General features: G+C 34.4%; 17 protein-coding genes. 12 read left to right on the top strand and 5 right to left on the bottom strand.

The genetic code is table 11. The features are described 5' to 3' along the window. Positions 1-264: 264 nt before the first annotated feature. Complete coding sequence (locus AC3WTI_RS25475; RefSeq protein WP_087955397.1) at positions 265-606, top strand: hypothetical protein; 342 nt, start codon at positions 265-267, stop codon at positions 604-606. 36 nt (positions 607-642) lie between these two features. Here AC3WTI_RS25475 and AC3WTI_RS25470 read toward each other — a convergent pair whose 3' ends face one another. Then, a complete protein-coding gene (locus tag AC3WTI_RS25470) occupies positions 643-1815 on the bottom strand; it encodes an MFS transporter (RefSeq protein WP_087955396.1) in 1173 nt (390 codons plus the stop codon). Positions 1816-2041: 226 nt separating this feature from the next. On the opposite strand from AC3WTI_RS25470, the gene bdhA reads away from it, so the two are divergent. The 6 genes from bdhA (at position 2042) to AC3WTI_RS25440 (ending at position 8336) form a co-directional block, all read left to right on the top strand. Next, positions 2042-3094, top strand: coding sequence for a (R,R)-butanediol dehydrogenase (bdhA, locus tag AC3WTI_RS25465; protein ID WP_000645834.1), 1053 nt, complete (start codon positions 2042-2044; stop codon positions 3092-3094). A 118-nt stretch (positions 3095-3212) separates the two neighbouring features. Next, entirely contained in the window at positions 3213-3557 is a 345-nt protein-coding gene (locus AC3WTI_RS25460; RefSeq protein ID WP_029437480.1) for a potassium channel family protein, read from the top strand. Positions 3558-3821: 264 nt separating this feature from the next. After that, positions 3822-4673 carry a phospholipase CerA gene (cerA, locus tag AC3WTI_RS25455; protein ID WP_087955395.1) on the top strand — a complete coding sequence of 284 codons (852 nt, stop codon included), beginning with the start codon at positions 3822-3824 and terminating at the stop codon, positions 4671-4673. A gap of 77 nt (positions 4674-4750) precedes the next feature. Then, entirely contained in the window at positions 4751-5752 is a 1002-nt protein-coding gene (gene sph, locus AC3WTI_RS25450; RefSeq protein ID WP_087955394.1) for a sphingomyelinase C, read from the top strand. 110 nt (positions 5753-5862) lie between these two features. Then, positions 5863-7035: an amino acid deaminase/aldolase gene (locus AC3WTI_RS25445; protein ID WP_087955393.1), complete on the top strand. Its 1173-nt coding sequence runs from the start codon at positions 5863-5865 to the stop codon at positions 7033-7035. Further along, entirely contained in the window at positions 7023-8336 is a 1314-nt protein-coding gene (locus AC3WTI_RS25440; protein WP_097841286.1) for a D-arabinono-1,4-lactone oxidase, read from the top strand. The genes AC3WTI_RS25445 and AC3WTI_RS25440 overlap by 13 nt, the downstream gene beginning before the upstream one ends. A 7-nt stretch (positions 8337-8343) precedes the next feature. Here the strand turns inward: AC3WTI_RS25440 and AC3WTI_RS25435 are convergent, their stop codons facing one another. After that, positions 8344-9495 carry a VanZ family protein gene (locus AC3WTI_RS25435; RefSeq protein WP_097841285.1) on the bottom strand — a complete coding sequence of 384 codons (1152 nt, stop codon included), beginning with the start codon at positions 9493-9495 and terminating at the stop codon, positions 8344-8346. 172 nt (positions 9496-9667) lie between these two features. Here AC3WTI_RS25435 and AC3WTI_RS25430 point away from each other — a divergent pair, with 172 nt between their 5' ends. Next, positions 9668-9871 carry a hypothetical protein gene (locus AC3WTI_RS25430; RefSeq protein ID WP_087955390.1) on the top strand — a complete coding sequence of 68 codons (204 nt, stop codon included), beginning with the start codon at positions 9668-9670 and terminating at the stop codon, positions 9869-9871. A 116-nt stretch (positions 9872-9987) separates the two neighbouring features. On the opposite strand, the gene AC3WTI_RS25425 is transcribed toward AC3WTI_RS25430, so the two are convergent. After that, a complete protein-coding gene (locus AC3WTI_RS25425) occupies positions 9988-10800 on the bottom strand; it encodes an undecaprenyl-diphosphate phosphatase (protein ID WP_253621478.1) in 813 nt (270 codons plus the stop codon). A 132-nt stretch (positions 10801-10932) separates the two neighbouring features. Further along, positions 10933-11613: a methyl-accepting chemotaxis protein gene (locus AC3WTI_RS25420; protein ID WP_370174618.1), complete on the bottom strand. Its 681-nt coding sequence runs from the start codon at positions 11611-11613 to the stop codon at positions 10933-10935. A 484-nt stretch (positions 11614-12097) separates the two neighbouring features. Here AC3WTI_RS25420 and AC3WTI_RS25415 point away from each other — a divergent pair, with 484 nt between their 5' ends. The 4 genes from AC3WTI_RS25415 (at position 12098) to AC3WTI_RS25400 (ending at position 14918) form a co-directional block, all read left to right on the top strand. Further along, on the top strand, positions 12098-13372 hold the full coding sequence (locus AC3WTI_RS25415; RefSeq protein ID WP_087955388.1) for a 3D domain-containing protein: 1275 nt from the start codon (positions 12098-12100) through the stop codon (positions 13370-13372). A gap of 112 nt (positions 13373-13484) precedes the next feature. After that, complete coding sequence (locus tag AC3WTI_RS25410) at positions 13485-13703, top strand: helix-turn-helix transcriptional regulator (protein ID WP_000154007.1); 219 nt, start codon at positions 13485-13487, stop codon at positions 13701-13703. Beyond that, positions 13696-14169: a DUF2178 domain-containing protein gene (locus tag AC3WTI_RS25405; RefSeq protein ID WP_087955387.1), complete on the top strand. Its 474-nt coding sequence runs from the start codon at positions 13696-13698 to the stop codon at positions 14167-14169. The genes AC3WTI_RS25410 and AC3WTI_RS25405 overlap by 8 nt, the downstream gene beginning before the upstream one ends. Before the next feature lie 116 nt (positions 14170-14285). Beyond that, entirely contained in the window at positions 14286-14918 is a 633-nt protein-coding gene (locus tag AC3WTI_RS25400) for a class A sortase (protein ID WP_048527835.1), read from the top strand. Positions 14919-14947: 29 nt separating this feature from the next. On the opposite strand, the gene AC3WTI_RS25395 is transcribed toward AC3WTI_RS25400, so the two are convergent. After that, positions 14948-16333, bottom strand: a complete 1386-nt coding sequence (locus tag AC3WTI_RS25395; protein ID WP_000443151.1) for a peptide MFS transporter — start codon at positions 16331-16333, stop codon at positions 14948-14950. Between the last annotated feature and the right edge of the window lie 56 nt (positions 16334-16389).

Raw genomic sequence — 16389 nt, 5'->3', positions numbered from 1 at the left:
AGTTATTATTTTAGTTTATGTAATACAAGTGTTTATTCATGTGTAGTGTATCAAATTATGTGGAGAAAGGAAATATTTCCGAGGAAATTGTCGAAGTATCGTTGGTATTAATACACTTTTTTTGTAACAGAAGAAATGTAGTATTGCCTTTACAGTATAATTTATTTACATTGTTACTTGGTTACACACAAAAGTAATATATTCGGCAGTAAAAGAGCGCTATTGGATAGTGCTCTTTTTATAGATAGAAAGGAGTTGAGTTAAATGAAAGAAATAATTGAATGTCCACAGTGTGAAGGAGATATTACTGCGCAACATATTATTGATCTCCCGCATCCTTTTTCATTCAGGTGTCCACACTGTAAAGTGAGGCTAAAAGAAATGAGGATTACACCGTGCTTAATATTAGCAGCAATTTGTATAATCCCACTGTTTATTATAATTGGAGAAAGTAGTAAGGAATTATTAGTAAAATATTTTTCTATTATAGACGATGTACCAACTGTACTTATTTTCTTCTTGTTTTGTTATCCATTGTATTATCTTTATGAAAAATATAATGCCATATTGTTTATTAAATACGGCTTATTGAAAGTTAAAAGTTGAATAGAAGTTTATCATTAAAAAAAGACAATGATGGAATTATCCTATCATTGTCTTTTTTACTTTGTCTCTGCCTTTTACTTTGCTTCTTACGTAAATCATTCCGGCAAATGTTAATAAGAATGCAGTTCCAATAACGAAGCTGACGCTAGGGGATGCCCCAATTGCTCCAACTGTAAAGGATCCAGCAACAACTCCTAATGAGAAGAAAGCATAAAATAATCCGAATGCTTTTCCGCGTTTATCATCAGTTGTATTTTCAACAAGTAATGCATTTATTGATGGGAAAAGGATAGCGAATCCAATGCCATAAATCATCATAACGATAAAGAGCATGCCTTTTGTTGCGAATAATCCAAGTAAAGATAACGCGAATGCCATTACTGCAATCCCAATTAGCATGAGTTTTGAACGATTAAATCGATCGTAAATACGGTTTGTTGGCAGCAAGAAGAATAGGATAGCGGTAATGCCGAATACACTTAACATCATACCTGTTGTAGATGCTTTAAGTGCTAATGCCTCAACTTTTACTGGTAGCATATACGTGACAATTCCTTGTGAAAACATTAGCGTGAAAGCACCAATATATGCTTGTAATAAAGGTTCTGATTTCAATAGTTCAATCATGTCTTCTTTGTTCATCATTTGTGTTCTTGAATTATCTTTTCTTGATACGTTATTTGGTAAGAAGAATAGAGATACGATTGTACCAAGGACCATTAAAATAGAAATGGTAATGAACACCCACTCTATACCAGCAGTTGCTTTCATGATTCCACTGAACGCAGGTCCTACGATTGCCGCTGTTCCAACAGCAGCACCAGATAGAGCCATTGCCTTACCTTGTCTTGCTGCATTTGTTTGTTTTGATAAAAACGTAAAGGCAGCAGGAATTAAAAATCCGTCACTAAAGCCGTGCATAAAGCGAACAACTAATAGTTGTTCACCACTTTGAACAACAGTGTATAACAAGACTATGAAACTCGTAAGTCCCATGCTTATATAAAGTATTTTTTTTGCACCAAATTTATCGACAGCAGCGCCAGCAATAATATTACCGATCATATTAGCGAATGAGTACATACCGACAACTAGTCCAATAATAAGAGGAGATCCTCCCAGACCTTGAGCGAACGTACTCATAATAGGTAATTGTGAAAATGTATCTAGAAACGCTACGATAACAATAAAGTAAATAAAATATTTCAAGCGATATTCACCTCTCCTATGCTATTATGGCATAATGCTAATTTCAACCGCAATGAAATTAGCATTAACAGATGTGGGAAAAAGTACAAAGTGACAAAATATTGAACGTTATTTGTTAAAATTTAGTGGAAATGAGATTGTTTTTTTGAAATATATGGATGAAAGTATTATAATAGATTTGTAAACTTCACCAGGTTAAGTATATACGTAGAGAGGGATGTATAAAATGAAAGCACTACTTTGGCATAATCAACGTGATGTACGAGTAGAAGAAGTACCAGAACCAACTGTAAGACCAGGAGCAGTTAAGATTAAAGTGAAATGGTGTGGTATCTGCGGAACAGACTTGCATGAATATTTAGCAGGACCTATTTTTATTCCAACAGAAGAGCACCCATTAACACACGTAAAAGCACCGGTTATTTTAGGTCATGAGTTTAGTGGTGAGGTAGTTGAAATCGGTGAAGGCGTTACTTCTCATAAAGTGGGAGATCGCGTCGTTGTAGAACCAATTTATTCTTGTGGTAAATGTGAAGCTTGTAAACATGGACATTACAATGTTTGTGAACAACTTGTTTTCCACGGTCTTGGCGGAGAAGGCGGCGGTTTCTCTGAATATACAGTAGTACCAGAAGATATGGTTCACCATATTCCTGATGAAATGACGTATGAACAAGGTGCACTTGTAGAACCAGCAGCAGTAGCAGTTCATGCAGTACGTCAAAGTAAATTAAAAGAAGGGGAAGCTGTAGCAGTATTTGGTTGTGGTCCAATTGGACTTCTTGTTATTCAAGCAGCTAAAGCAGCAGGCGCAACTCCTGTTATTGCAGTAGAACTTTCTAAAGAACGTCAAGAGTTAGCAAAATTAGCAGGTGCGGATTACGTATTAAATCCAGCTACTCAAGATGTACTAGCAGAAATTCGTAACTTAACAAATGGTTTAGGTGTAAATGTGAGTTTTGAAGTAACAGGTGTTGAAGTAGTACTTCGTCAAGCGATTGAAAGTACAAGCTTTGAAGGACAAACTGTAATTGTGAGTGTATGGGAAAAAGACGCAACAATTACGCCAAACAACCTTGTACTAAAAGAAAAAGAAGTTATCGGTATTCTTGGATACCGTCATATCTTCCCAGCTGTTATTAAATTAATTAGCTCTGGCCAAATTCAAGCAGAGAAATTAATTACGAAAAAAATCACAGTGGATCAAGTTGTTGAAGAAGGATTTGAAGCGCTTGTAAAAGATAAAACACAAGTGAAAATTCTTGTTTCACCTAAATAATAGAGAATAGTAAAAAGTAGCCCTCTTCTATTTCACGAAGAGGGCTACTTTTTTTCTATGTAGAAAAGTGATAGACTTTCTTTTAACTAAAGGTGTTTTGTTTGGAAGGGGAAGTCGAATGCTTTCATTTATGTTGACATTGAAACGGATGTTAAAAGCTTGCTTACGAGCGTGGAAAGATAAAGAATTTCAAGTGTTATTCGTATTAACATTTTTAACATTAACATCTGGTACGATTTTTTATAGTACAGTTGAAGGATTACGTCCTCTTGACGCTTTATATTTTAGTGTGGTCACGTTGACGACTGTCGGTGATGGGAACTTTAGTCCGCAAACTGATTTCGGAAAGATATTTACAATCTTATACATATTTATTGGGATTGGATTAGTGTTTGGATTTATTCATAAGTTGGCAGTGAATGTACAACTGCCAAGTATATTATCGAGTAGAAAAAAAGAGTAAAGCATATGGATGCTTTACTCTTTTTTTACATTATTTTAGGCAATCATGTGTAGTAGCTTAATAATACTTTATTACAATATAAGTGCATTCATTCATTATATTCACTATGTATAAAGTTATAATGATATGAAAATTTGCATATTTTAATTTATTAATAGAATTTTCATGAAAGGTGGGATATTCTAGTCATAGGTTAACCGGACGACATCATAGGATCCTAACAAAAAGTTTACAATAATTCAATTATAAAATGGAGGATTTCAGATGAAAAAGAAAGTACTTGCTTTAGCAGCAGCTATTACATTAGTAGCTCCGTTACAAAGTGTTGCATTTGCTCATGAAAATGATGGGGGAAGTAAAATAAAAATAGTTCATCGCTGGTCTGCTGAAGATAAACATAAAGAAGGCGTAAACTCTCATTTATGGATTGTAAACCGTGCAATTGATATTATGTCTCGTAATACAACACTTGTAAAACAAGATCGAGTTGCACAATTAAATGAATGGCGTACGGAGTTGGAGAACGGTATTTATGCTGCTGACTATGAAAATCCTTATTATGATAATAGCACATTTGCTTCACATTTCTATGATCCAGACAATGGGAAAACATATATTCCATTTGCAAAGCAGGCAAAAGAAACTGGAGCTAAATATTTTAAATTAGCTGGTGAGTCATACAAAAACAAAGATATGAAACAAGCATTCTTCTATTTAGGATTATCCCTTCATTATTTAGGGGATGTAAACCAACCGATGCATGCGGCAAACTTTACAAATCTTTCATATCCACAAGGATTCCATTCTAAATATGAAAACTTTGTAGATACGATAAAAGATAATTATAAAGTAACGGATGGAAATGGATATTGGAACTGGAAAGGTACAAATCCAGAAGAGTGGATTCATGGAGCGGCAGTAGCAGCGAAACAAGATTACTCTGGAATTGTAAATGATAATACGAAAGATTGGTTCGTAAAAGCGGCTGTATCACAAGAATATGCAGATAAATGGCGCGCTGAAGTTACACCAATGACAGGTAAGCGATTAATGGATGCACAACGTGTAACTGCTGGATACATTCAGCTTTGGTTTGATACGTACGGAAACCGTTAAGTATTTGAAAAAGGTCAAATCTCACAATAGAGTATTTGGCCTTTTTTATCACTATACAATACATGGAGGTATGAATCGTGAAAAGTAAATTGCTAAAAAGTATACTTAGTGTTGGAATCGGTCTAGCGGCTTTATATAGTGGATCCTCGGCTCAAGCGGAGGTGTCTACAAATCAAAACGATACATTAAAGGTGATGACCCATAATGTGTACATGCTATCAACAAACTTATATCCGAACTGGGGACAAGGTGAGCGTGCAGATTTAATTGGAGCGGCAGATTATATAAAGAATCAAGACGTTGTTATATTAAATGAAGTGTTTGATAATAGTGCTTCAAACCGCTTACTAGGAAATTTGAAGAAAGAATATCCAAATCAAACAGCGGTATTAGGTCGTAGTAACGGAAATGAATGGGATAAAACGTTAGGTAGCTATTCATCTTCAACGCCTGAAGATGGTGGTGTTGCAATCGTGAGTAAATGGCCGATCGTTGAAAAGATTCAATATGTATTCGCAAAAGGGTGCGGACCAGATAATTTATCAAATAAAGGGTTTGTATACACGAAAATTAAGAAAAATGATCATTTCGTTCATGTGATTGGGACACACTTGCAGGCTGAAGATAGTATGTGTGGAAAAACTTCACCTGCATCTGTACGTACAAACCAGCTAAAAGAAATTCAAGATTTTATTAAAAATAAAAATATACCAAATGACGAGTACGTTCTATTTGGTGGTGATATGAACGTGAATAAAATAAATGCAGAGAACAATAGTGACTCAGAGTACGCATCCATGTTTAAAACATTACACGCTTCTATTCCATCTTATACGGGACATACAGCAACTTGGGATGCGACGACAAACAGTATTGCGAAATATAATTTCCCTGATAGCCCTGCCGAGTATTTAGATTATATTATTGCAAGTAAAGACCATGCGAATCCGTCATTTATAGAGAATAAAGTGTTACAACCGAAATCTCCACAGTGGACTGTTACATCATGGCTCAAAAAATATACGTATGATGATTATTCTGATCATTATCCAGTAGCGGCAACTATTTCTATGAAGTAGTCCTAAAAAAGTTTCTTCTTAAATAGGAAGAAACTTTTTTATTTTGTAGAGGAGATTCCAACTTTCTTTCCAATATGTATAAGACATATAGAGAAGAGGAGAGAAAAAATGTGGATCGAGGAATTTTTAAAGAAGTTCCATTACCGTGTGCATTTTTGGATGAAGTAGCTTTAGACAGAAACATTCAATCGATTATAGAATTAAGTGGAAATAAGAAGATTCGTATAGCGAGTAAATCGTTACGTTCTGTTCCGGTTATGCAAAAGATTTTATCTGCAAACGATCGTTTTCAAGGTATTATGTGTTTTTCACCTAGGGAAGTTTTGTTTTTAATTGAACAAGGATTCAATGATTTATTGCTCGGATATCCTGCTTATGATGATAGGGCGTTACATGAAATAAGTTTGCTAACAAAGCAAGGGCTCATTATAACTTGTATGGTGGATTGTGAAGATCATATTGTTTATTTAGAAAAAATTGCTGAGAAGTCTAAAGGATGTTTTCGTGTTTGCTTAGATATTGATATGAGTAGTCGTTTTTTTAAGCTTCATTTTGGGGTCAAAAGATCACCGGTAAAAGATGTGCAGGGTGCTTTGAAAATAGTAAAAAGATTGAAGGAATCATCATTTTTAATACTAGATGGTGTCATGGGATATGAAGCACAAATTGCTGGGGTAGGAGACCACATACCGAATCAACGAGTGAAAAGTAAAGTGATTTCGTATTTAAAGAAGAAATCGGTGTTGGAAGTTAAAGAAAGAAGAGGACATATCGTAAAAGAAATTCAAAACCTAGGTATTGAACTAAGGTTTGTAAATGGGGGAGGCACAGGAAGTATAAAAACAACTGAGAAAGATAATGCAGTTTCGGAGATTACAATAGGCTCTGCTTTTTATGCCCCGAAGCTGTTTGATTATTATAAAGAGGTGCAATTTCATCCAGCTGTCGGATTTGCTTTACCAGTTGTGCGTAAACCAGCCCCGTTTATTTACACTTGTCTAGGTGGTGGATATATTGCCTCAGGCGCAATCGGGAAAGATAAAGAACCTGAGATTTGGAGGCCAAATGATGCCAAACTATTAGCTTTAGAAGGCGCTGGTGAAGTACAAACACCAATTTTTTATAACGGTGAGGAACGAGTGGAGATAGGAGATGCTATCTTGTTTCGCCATAGTAAAGCTGGAGAGTTATGTGAGCGGTTTCCGTTTTTATATCGTGTGAAAGAAGGAGAGATTGTTGGGGAGTATTCAACATATCGGGGGGATGGCCAATGCTTTCTATAAAGAGACAAAAATGGAGAAATTGGACAGGGAATGTAGAAGGAACGCCGCATTATACGATGTATCCAGAAAGTATACAAGATGTAGTAGAAGTTGTAGAGCTTGCACGAAAAGAAGAGAAGAAAATTCGCGTTGTCGGTTCAGGACACTCGTTTACCCCTCTTGTGCAGACGGAAGAAATTTTAATTTCTTTAGATGAATTGAAAGGTATTGTGAATATTGATGAAGAGAAGATGATTGCCGAAGTATGGGCAGGAACAAAGCTAAATGATTTAGGGAAGTTACTTGCAGAAAAAGGTTATGCGCAAGAAAATTTAGGGGATATTGATTCACAATCAATCGCAGGAGCGATTAGTACAGGGACTCATGGAACGGGTATTACCTTTGGAAGTTTATCAACACAAGTTATAGAGATTACCGCAGTTTTATCTACAGGTGAGAGTATAGTTTGTTCGGAAACTGACAATGTGGAATATTGGAGAGCCTTTCAGTTATCGCTTGGAATGTTAGGTATCATTGTAAAAATAAAATTGAAGGTCATTCCAGCGTATTCACTCGTTTATAAAAGTGAAAAACAGTCATTATCTACTGTAATGAACAAGCTAGAAGAATATAAAAAAAATCGCCATTTTGAATTTTTCGTTTTTCCTTATTCAGATGAAGTACAAGTGAAATTTACAAATGAAACGACGGGTAAAAAAAGTGATTTGAAGTGGCATAAACTAAAGGTAGAGTTGCTTGAAAATAAGATGTTCTCTTTGCTATCTAAAGGATGTAAATGGTTTCCTTCTATAAGTAAAGGAGTAAGTCGATTATCGGCTAAAGCTGTACCGAATACAAAAATAATTGGTCCGAGTTATGAAGTATTTGCTACATCTCGCGCGGTTCCATTTTACGAAATGGAGTATAGTGTTCCTTCAAAATATATGCAGATCGTTGTAGAAGAGATTTCAAATCTTATTGAAAAGAAAAAGTATAAAGTGCACTTCCCAATTGAATGCCGTTATGTGAAAAGTGATGATATATGGCTCAGTCCAGCGTACGGAAGGGATTCAGCGTACATTGCTGTTCATATGTATAAAGGTATGAAGTATGCAGCTTATTTTGGTGAGGTGGAGAAAATTTTTCTAAAGTATGAAGGACGCCCGCATTGGGGGAAAATGCATACGTTAACGTACGAAAAATTACAAAATATATATCCAGAAATGCATTCGTTTCTAAAGGTGAGAAAGTTACTAGATGAAGCAGAAGTATTTTCAAATCCTTACACAGAAAAATTATTTGCGATTATGAAAAAAAGCTGACAAAGTATTACTTGTCAGCTTTTTTTAGTATGATCGCATTTCTTGTTTGACTAATGCGCTCGTAAAATAGTAACTTATCACGACTAAATACATGTAATAAAACATGAATAATAAATAGACCGTTAATGACAAATTGGAATAATAGTATAACTAGTAATACTAAAGGCTCTGTATGATTTAAGATAGAGCTACTCGAAAGAATATAATTGATTCCGCCTAAAATGAAATAGAATATACCGTACCGAATGAATAATTCTTTTAGTGTAATACGCTCTGCTTGGCCTTTAACGTAAATTCGAAGCAATACTTTTCCTATTGTTCTTCCATTTGTAAAGTATGGAATGATAATAAAGTAAATGAAGACTGAACATGTAATGAAAAGGAGTTCGTATACATTTGTATAAGATTGGATGTTAGCGATAAATAGTGAATTTCCTTTGTTTTTAATGAACGGTACAACGATAGATAAGAAAATCCAATCAATTTGCATAGCGATGAGACGACGAATAAATCCAACTGGTTTCGTTTCTAAATCAATATGAATATCTAATTCGCTTGTTTTCGGAAGGAAATACGTAAATATTGGTGCAATGATAAAACCAATTACGCCGCCTAATGTGTTTAAAAACAAATCGTCAATATCAAATAAGCGATAGGCACAATTATAAATACCATATAATCCAGTTACTTGTGTTAATTCAAAGAACAGTGAAAGGCAAAAAGAAATGCACACTGTTTGTAAGAAGCTGCGTCGGAAATAATAACGCAAGTACATACCAAATGGAACGGTTAGTAGAACGTTAAAAGCGACTTGTAAAAACGCAGATTCCTTTAATAGATAGAAGTAAGTAGCTGGCTTCGTTAAAATTGCCGAGGTATGATTACTAATCTCTTGTATAAAATAAAATGGCGAGAGTTGCATATGTTGTGTATTAGCCGGTTGTAGGCTACATGTATCATATGTTTGTGGCAAAGGTAAGATAACAAGGAAATAGGCATTTAATACATAGAGTAATAGTGAATATAAAATAAATGAACGCCATTTATTCAAATAACCGTATTTACGATAATTAAATATTAAAAAAGGGATTAATAGAAACATCGCTAAAATAGGGAATAAAATAAATGCTGTTTTTATAGGAAATAAATATGCAGTCAAAATGAAGCTCCTTTCAATGAAAATTCGTTTATCATTATAACGTTAAAAGAACCGTAAAACAAAATTAAAATATTTTGAAATAGAAAAAATTACAAATTTCAACGGAATTAAGTTATACTAAATTTAATATAAGGATATTATGATTATTATAAGTTGAGAGAGGGTACAAGATATGCGATATGAGCTTTTTTCAGTAAGTGGGGATCATATTACAACTTTTGAAAGTGCATGGTGTTTTCAAGAGGGAGAACAGATTTTTGTTCATGATGATCAAACAAAACGAAATTTTATTATTATCCGCCTAACGCATGATGTATTTCAACAAAATAAACATGTTATTCGTTTGTATTGTCAAGAAAAGAAAGTATACGCATAAAAGAGCCCCTCTTACTGTACAAAAAAGTAAGAGGGGCTTTAGCATTATAAAGATATAAAAAAGCGAGCTATCCTAGTTCAATAGAATGACTCGCTTTTCAATTTGTAAGTTTCACTTTATAAGAAAATAAGAGTAAGTACACCTACGATAATGCAATAGAAAGAGAAATATTTTAAATTTCCTTTTGCCATAATGTTCATAAACCATTTTAACGAAATATACGTCATGATAAATGTTGCGATAAATGCAACGACATAAGGCACGAATAATGTGTCTAGATTTGGATCTTTTGCAATGTCTGTAATACTTAGTAATAAACCACCTAAGCTAACAGGGATGTATAGTAAGAATGAGAAACGAAGTGCTGTTTCTTGCTTCATACCAAGTAACATAGCTGCTACAATTGTTGCGCCTGAGCGGCTTATTCCAGGGATTAGTGCGCAAGCTTGTGCTAATCCGACGATGATTGCATCTTTCATAGAAAGATCGCCATCATTTTTACGTCCACGCAAATTTCTAATAATCCAGAGGCCGACAGCGGTAATAAGAAGGGAAATCCCAACCATCTTCACACCTTTTAAGTACTGGTCGATGTAATCTTTAAATAAAACACCAATAACACCTGCTGGAGTAGTCGCAATAACAAGATAAATAATAAAGAAGAAATCTGATTTTGCGTCCTCTGCTCTTGTAAAGATATAAGATAGACCATTCTTCGTTAGACGAATTAAGTCCTTTCTATAAATAAGTAACACAGCTAATAATGAAGCTGAATTAACAAGTAGTTCGAAGCTAAACCCTTCTATTTTTAGTCCTAGCAAATGCTGTGCTAAAACAAGATGCCCGCTTGAAGAAATCGGAATGGGTTCTGTTAGTCCTTGGAACAGACCAAGAATTAAATATTTTAAAATGTAGTAAAATTGTTCCATAATAACCTCCTTGTTTAATAGTTGAAAGAAATAACTTGTCCATTATAACAAAGATACGGATGAATATTGAGAAGAAATAAATATTCAAAATATAATAAAAATCCCTTATAAAAGTATAAGGGATTTTTATTATTAATGAGAAACTACTGTTTCTTCAAGACTTTTCGTTAATTGAACATCGACTTTCTCAGCATCATGAATGTGATTCATAATAGTAGTATTTAACTTTTGGAACATTTGTTGTGTATTAGCAAATTCTCGTAATATATCATCATTACAAGATTTTTGGTTTTCGATAGCTTTAATAACATTTGTAGCACCGTTTTGTAACGTTTGAATCATAATTAAAATATTTTCGATTCTAGCGTTTGTATCGGCACTCATTTCTACACCTTCATCGACTAAATGTAAATTATCTTTTGTATTATCGTATGCTTTTTCAATTTCTTCTTGAATTTTTTTCGTTAAGTTGCCGATGTTTTTTGTACTTTCCGCTGTACTTTCTGCTAGTTTTCTTACTTCATTGGCAACGACAGCGAATCCTTTACCATGTTCTCCAGCACGCGCGGCTTCAATACTTGCATTTAAAGCAAGTAAATTTGTTTGGGCTGCAATGTTTTGAATAACTTCTACAATTTGCTCGATTTCTTTTGAACGTTCACTTAAATGATTCATACTGTTAGACGTACGCTGAGATTGTTCACCTAATTTGTTAATTACAATAAGTAAACGGTGAACAGATTCTTTACCTTCATTAGAACAGTCAATAATTTCTTCAATAGATTGAATTAAGCTTTGTTCTTTTTGTAACATTTCGTTATTCAATTCATTGGAATGTGTTGTACGCGTTGAAACATTTTCGAAACATGAGTTTAATTGTTGAACTAAATTTTGAAGAGTATGGTGCTGGCTATTTACAAGTTTATGTTCTTGAACAACGCTTTGTACACGATCGTGGATAGAAGAAATAGTCTCTTGTTGTTCGATATCCTTTTGTTTTAATTCTGCTTCTAGTTCTTGTATACGACTTTCTAATTGATCAATTTTATGTTGGAGTGATTTCTTTTGAGTAAACATATATTTATTTCAACCGCCTTTAGAAGTTATATTTTCTCTATATTTGGATTTTAGCATCTTTTATAATTTTTAAATATAGGAATTGTTAAATATTTAAGAATCTATTACATTTTATGCATAATTCCCTTTTTTTCGTCATGAAAAATAAACTGTATTTAATGATATTGTAAACAAACTGTAAAATAAATCATGTATAACTGTATAAGAAGGGAGTCGGATTATGAACTATTTTAAGCGAATCAGTAGTCTAGTATTAGCAGGAATTATAGGTCTTTCTAGTACAGTCGCTGTTAAAGCAGAGTCAAACGACGAGAAACTTAACAACATGCAACAGCAATTGCAGCAAAACGATGCAGAAATGCAAAAGAAAGAGCAAGAGAAGCAAGCTGTTAGTAAAGAAATTCAAGGTATCGAAAACGAACTACATAATTTAAATAATACAATTGCAAAAAATAAAGAGGATCAAGCTGCTATTCAACGTAAAATTGATGAAACACATAAGCAGATTGAACAAAAAAAGAAAGAGATTGTCGTTTTAGAAGATAAAGTTCTTGCGCGCAAGGACATTATGAGAAAACGTATGGTTTCTGTTCAAAACAGTTCAAATACAAGTTTAGTAGTAGAAGTTGTTGTAGAGTCAAAAAACTTTGCTGATTTCCTACAACGTATGAACGCAGTTTCTACTATTCTAGAAGCTGATAAAGAGATTTTACGTCTACAAGAACAAGACCTTCGTCAAATTGAGGAAGATAAGAAAACAATTGACGAGAAAGAAGCATCTTTAGTAGTAGACAAACAAAAATTAGCAAAAGCACAAGCTGAACTGCAAGATAACTTGAAAAAGCGTCAAGCTAACTTACAAACAGTTCAAGCTAAATATAATCAGGTTGCAAGCCAACTTAATTTAGCTGCAGAAGAAAAAGCTAAAATCGAATCAAACATGAAGGCAGTGCAAGAAACGATTGCTCGTGAGCAAGAAGCGGCAAGAATTGCAGCGGAAGAGCGTGCAAAAGCAGAAGCGGCTGCAAAAGCAGAGCAAGAAGCTTTAGTAAAAGCACAAGCAGAAATTGCTGAAAAGAAAAAGCAAGAACAAGCTAGTAAACCAGCCGAACCAGTTGCTAATAATAATTCGAAGGTAGAACCTGAACAGCCTTCGAAGCCAACTGCTGGTGGAAGAGAGATCTATGTAGAAGCTACAGCTTATACAGCGGATCCAGCTGAAAATGGTTATGCGCCAGGTCAACAAGTATTTTCTGCATGGGGACCAGGTGGTAAAGGTTATAATTTAACTGCAAACCCAGGAATGAAATTAATTGCGGTTGATCCAGCTGTTATTCCATTAGGCTCTACTGTAAAGGTTGACGGGTATGGAGTTGCTATTGCAGCAGACACTGGCGGAGCTATTAAAGGTCACAGAATTGATGTTTTAATGCCAGATAAAGGTTCATCAAGTAGCTGGGGCAGAAGAACAGTTAAAGTTACAATTTTAAACTAACATGTAATCCAACTTTACAATACGTAAAGTTGGATTTTTTTATGAAACTAATGTTAAGTAGAGTTTACATTTTGTTAAGTTTAGCATACAATATAAATGAGAGGTGGTAAATTTGACCATTTTAAATAGAGTGAAGGAATTAAGAGCTCGGTTTAATTTTTCGCAAAGTGTATTAGCAGAAAAGGTTGGAGTGACGAGACAAACGATTGCTGCAATTGAAAAAGGGGATTATGTTCCTTCATTATTATTAGCGCTTATGATTTGCGATGTATTTCAGTTAAAGATGGAAGATGTGTTTGTTTTAAATAAGGAGGGGGAAGAGGATGAATAGACTTGTATTTTCTTATATGTTAAATGTACTTTTAATGGTATTAGCAGGTTGGGCGTTTGTTGAGTTGTATTATTTTACTATCGAAGTTGCTAACTTTATTCAAACGGAGAGAGTACCATTTGAAGTTTCATTGAGTTTAATGCCGCTAACATTACTATTAATATTTAGTATTGTATCGACTATTCTTTATAAAATTCAAAAGAAAAAATATAAAAAGCTCTCGTATTGGATGTTTCCACTATTATTTCCTCAAGAAGATGAACGAGAAAAGGCAATTACAGAAAAAGCTTGTCGTACTACATTTATGTCATTATGGTACGTGTTGCCTTGTGCGGTTGGTTTTTTAACTCTTTCTCCAATTGCTAATCTATATATTCCTGCATATCCGGTATATATTGCATTTAGTATTTTCTTTATTCAAATGACGATTTTCCACGTATCCTTATATCGAAATAAAATCGCTTAAAAAGAAACCTTCTTGCATCGGCAAGAAGGTTTCTTTTTAGCTTATACTTGTACATATAGCAATATTATCTTATCATTTTATATAGAGTAAGATTTTGTATGGGAAAGGAATTGTATATGAATAAGCAAAGAATTTATAGTATAGTAGCAATCCTTCTATTTGTTGTAGGTGGTGTGTTAATCGGAAAGCCATTTTATGATGGATATCAGGCTGAAAAGAAACAGACTGAAAATGTGCAGGCTGTTCAAAAGATGGATTATGAAAAACATGAGACGGAATTTGTAGATGCTTCGAAAATTAATCAGCCAGACTTGGCAGAAGTGGCGAATGCATCATTAGATAAGAAACAAGTAATTGGTCGCATTTCGATCCCGAGTGTTTCATTAGAACTTCCTGTTTTAAAATCCTCTACTGAGAAGAACCTATTATCAGGTGCAGCAACAGTAAAAGAAAATCAAGTAATGGGAAAAGGAAATTATGCATTAGCAGGACATAACATGTCTAAAAAAGGTGTTTTATTTAGTGATGTAGCATCTTTAAAAAAAGGCGACAAAATTTATTTGTATGATAATGAAAACGAATATGAATATGCGGTTACTGGTGTATCTGAAGTAACTCCTGATAAGTGGGAAGTTGTTGAGGATCATGGGAAAGATGAGATAACGCTTATTACATGTGTATCTGTGAAGGATAATTCTAAGCGTTACGTTGTTGCTGGTGATTTAGTAGGAACGAAGGCGAAGAAATAAAAAAGATGAGGGATTTCCCTCATCTTTTTTTAATCCATCCATTTCACTAATTTTTTAGAAATTAATAATAAAACACAACCTAATACAATTGCTACAGCTCCGATTACGGTAAATACTTCAGCATATCCAAGTGAAGTTGTGAAGCTTGCAAGTTGTCCGCCTAAAATGTTAGCGATACCTGAGCTTGCTAACCATACTCCCATTAATAAAGAAGCAAGTTTTACTGGTGCAAGTGCACTAACCATTGATAGTCCAACAGGTGATAAGAATAGCTCACCTAACGTATGGAAAAGATACGTAAAGACGATAAATAGTAAGTTTGCTTTTTCTGTAATGTTATGTTCATCACTACCTGTTTTTAATGTAGCGATAACGAGAATGATATAACCGATACCAAGCAAGATCATACCAAGTCCCATTTTAGTTGGGATTTTTAAATCCCCGCGCTTACGAGTTGCAAGTTTTGCCCATAATGCTGAAATGACTGGGGCAAGTAAAATAATAAATAATGGATTGACCGATTGGAACCAAGATGTTGGAACTTCCCATCCGAACACAGATCGATCTACAAATTTGTTTGTATATAATGTTAATGAGCTACCAGCTTGTTCAAAGCCAGCCCAGAAGAAGACAACGAAGCATGTTAAAATGACGATAACTGCGGTGCGTTGTTTTTCTTTTTTTGTTAACGGTGTATCTCCTACTGATGGTTGTCCATCTGTTGTTTGTAAATCGCGAGTTGGTTTTTTACCGATATCACCAAGGAAGCGATTTGATAGTGTTGTAAATAAAATTTGTCCAATAATCATTCCGATTGAAGCGGCTAAGAAACCGTAACGGAATCCGTAATGTACAACACCATCAACTGTTGTTTTGAATAAATTTTCTGATAAAAATCCGCAAACGAGTGGAGCTAAAAATGACCCGACGTTAATACCCATATAGAAAATAGTAAATGCACTATCACGTTTTGGATCATTCTCTTCGTATAATTCTCCAACAAGTGTAGAGATATTCGGTTTGAAGAATCCATTACCAATAATAATAAGCGCTAATCCGAGGTATAGGCCGACTTGGTTTTGCATGGCGAATAGTGTAAGGTTACCGATTGCCATTGTTATACCACCAATTGTGATGGCTTTTCGTCTACCTAGGAAACGGTCTGTTAAATATCCACCGATCATTGGTGTGAAATAACAGGCTCCAGTATAAAATCCGTAAATGGAGAGTGCCCATGCGGGACTAAACCCAAGACCACCGCTTACTAAAGCTGTCGTTAAATATAATGTTAATAATCCTCGTAATCCATAGTAACTAAATCTTTCCCACATTTCTGTAAAGAAGAGTAAGTATAAACCTGGAGGATGTTTCTTTTTTCTTTGTTGTTCTCTTTCTAGTTGTATCGCTGATTCCATGTTATTTTCCTCCTGACACAAACAAAAACAAAGTTAATAATTTTGTACATTTAATA

The sequence above is a fragment of the Bacillus sp. EB106-02-03-XG38 genome (assembly GCF_058792175.1).
Note: the sequence above shows the minus strand (reverse complement) of the source record. Positions and strands in the feature narration are given on the sequence as shown.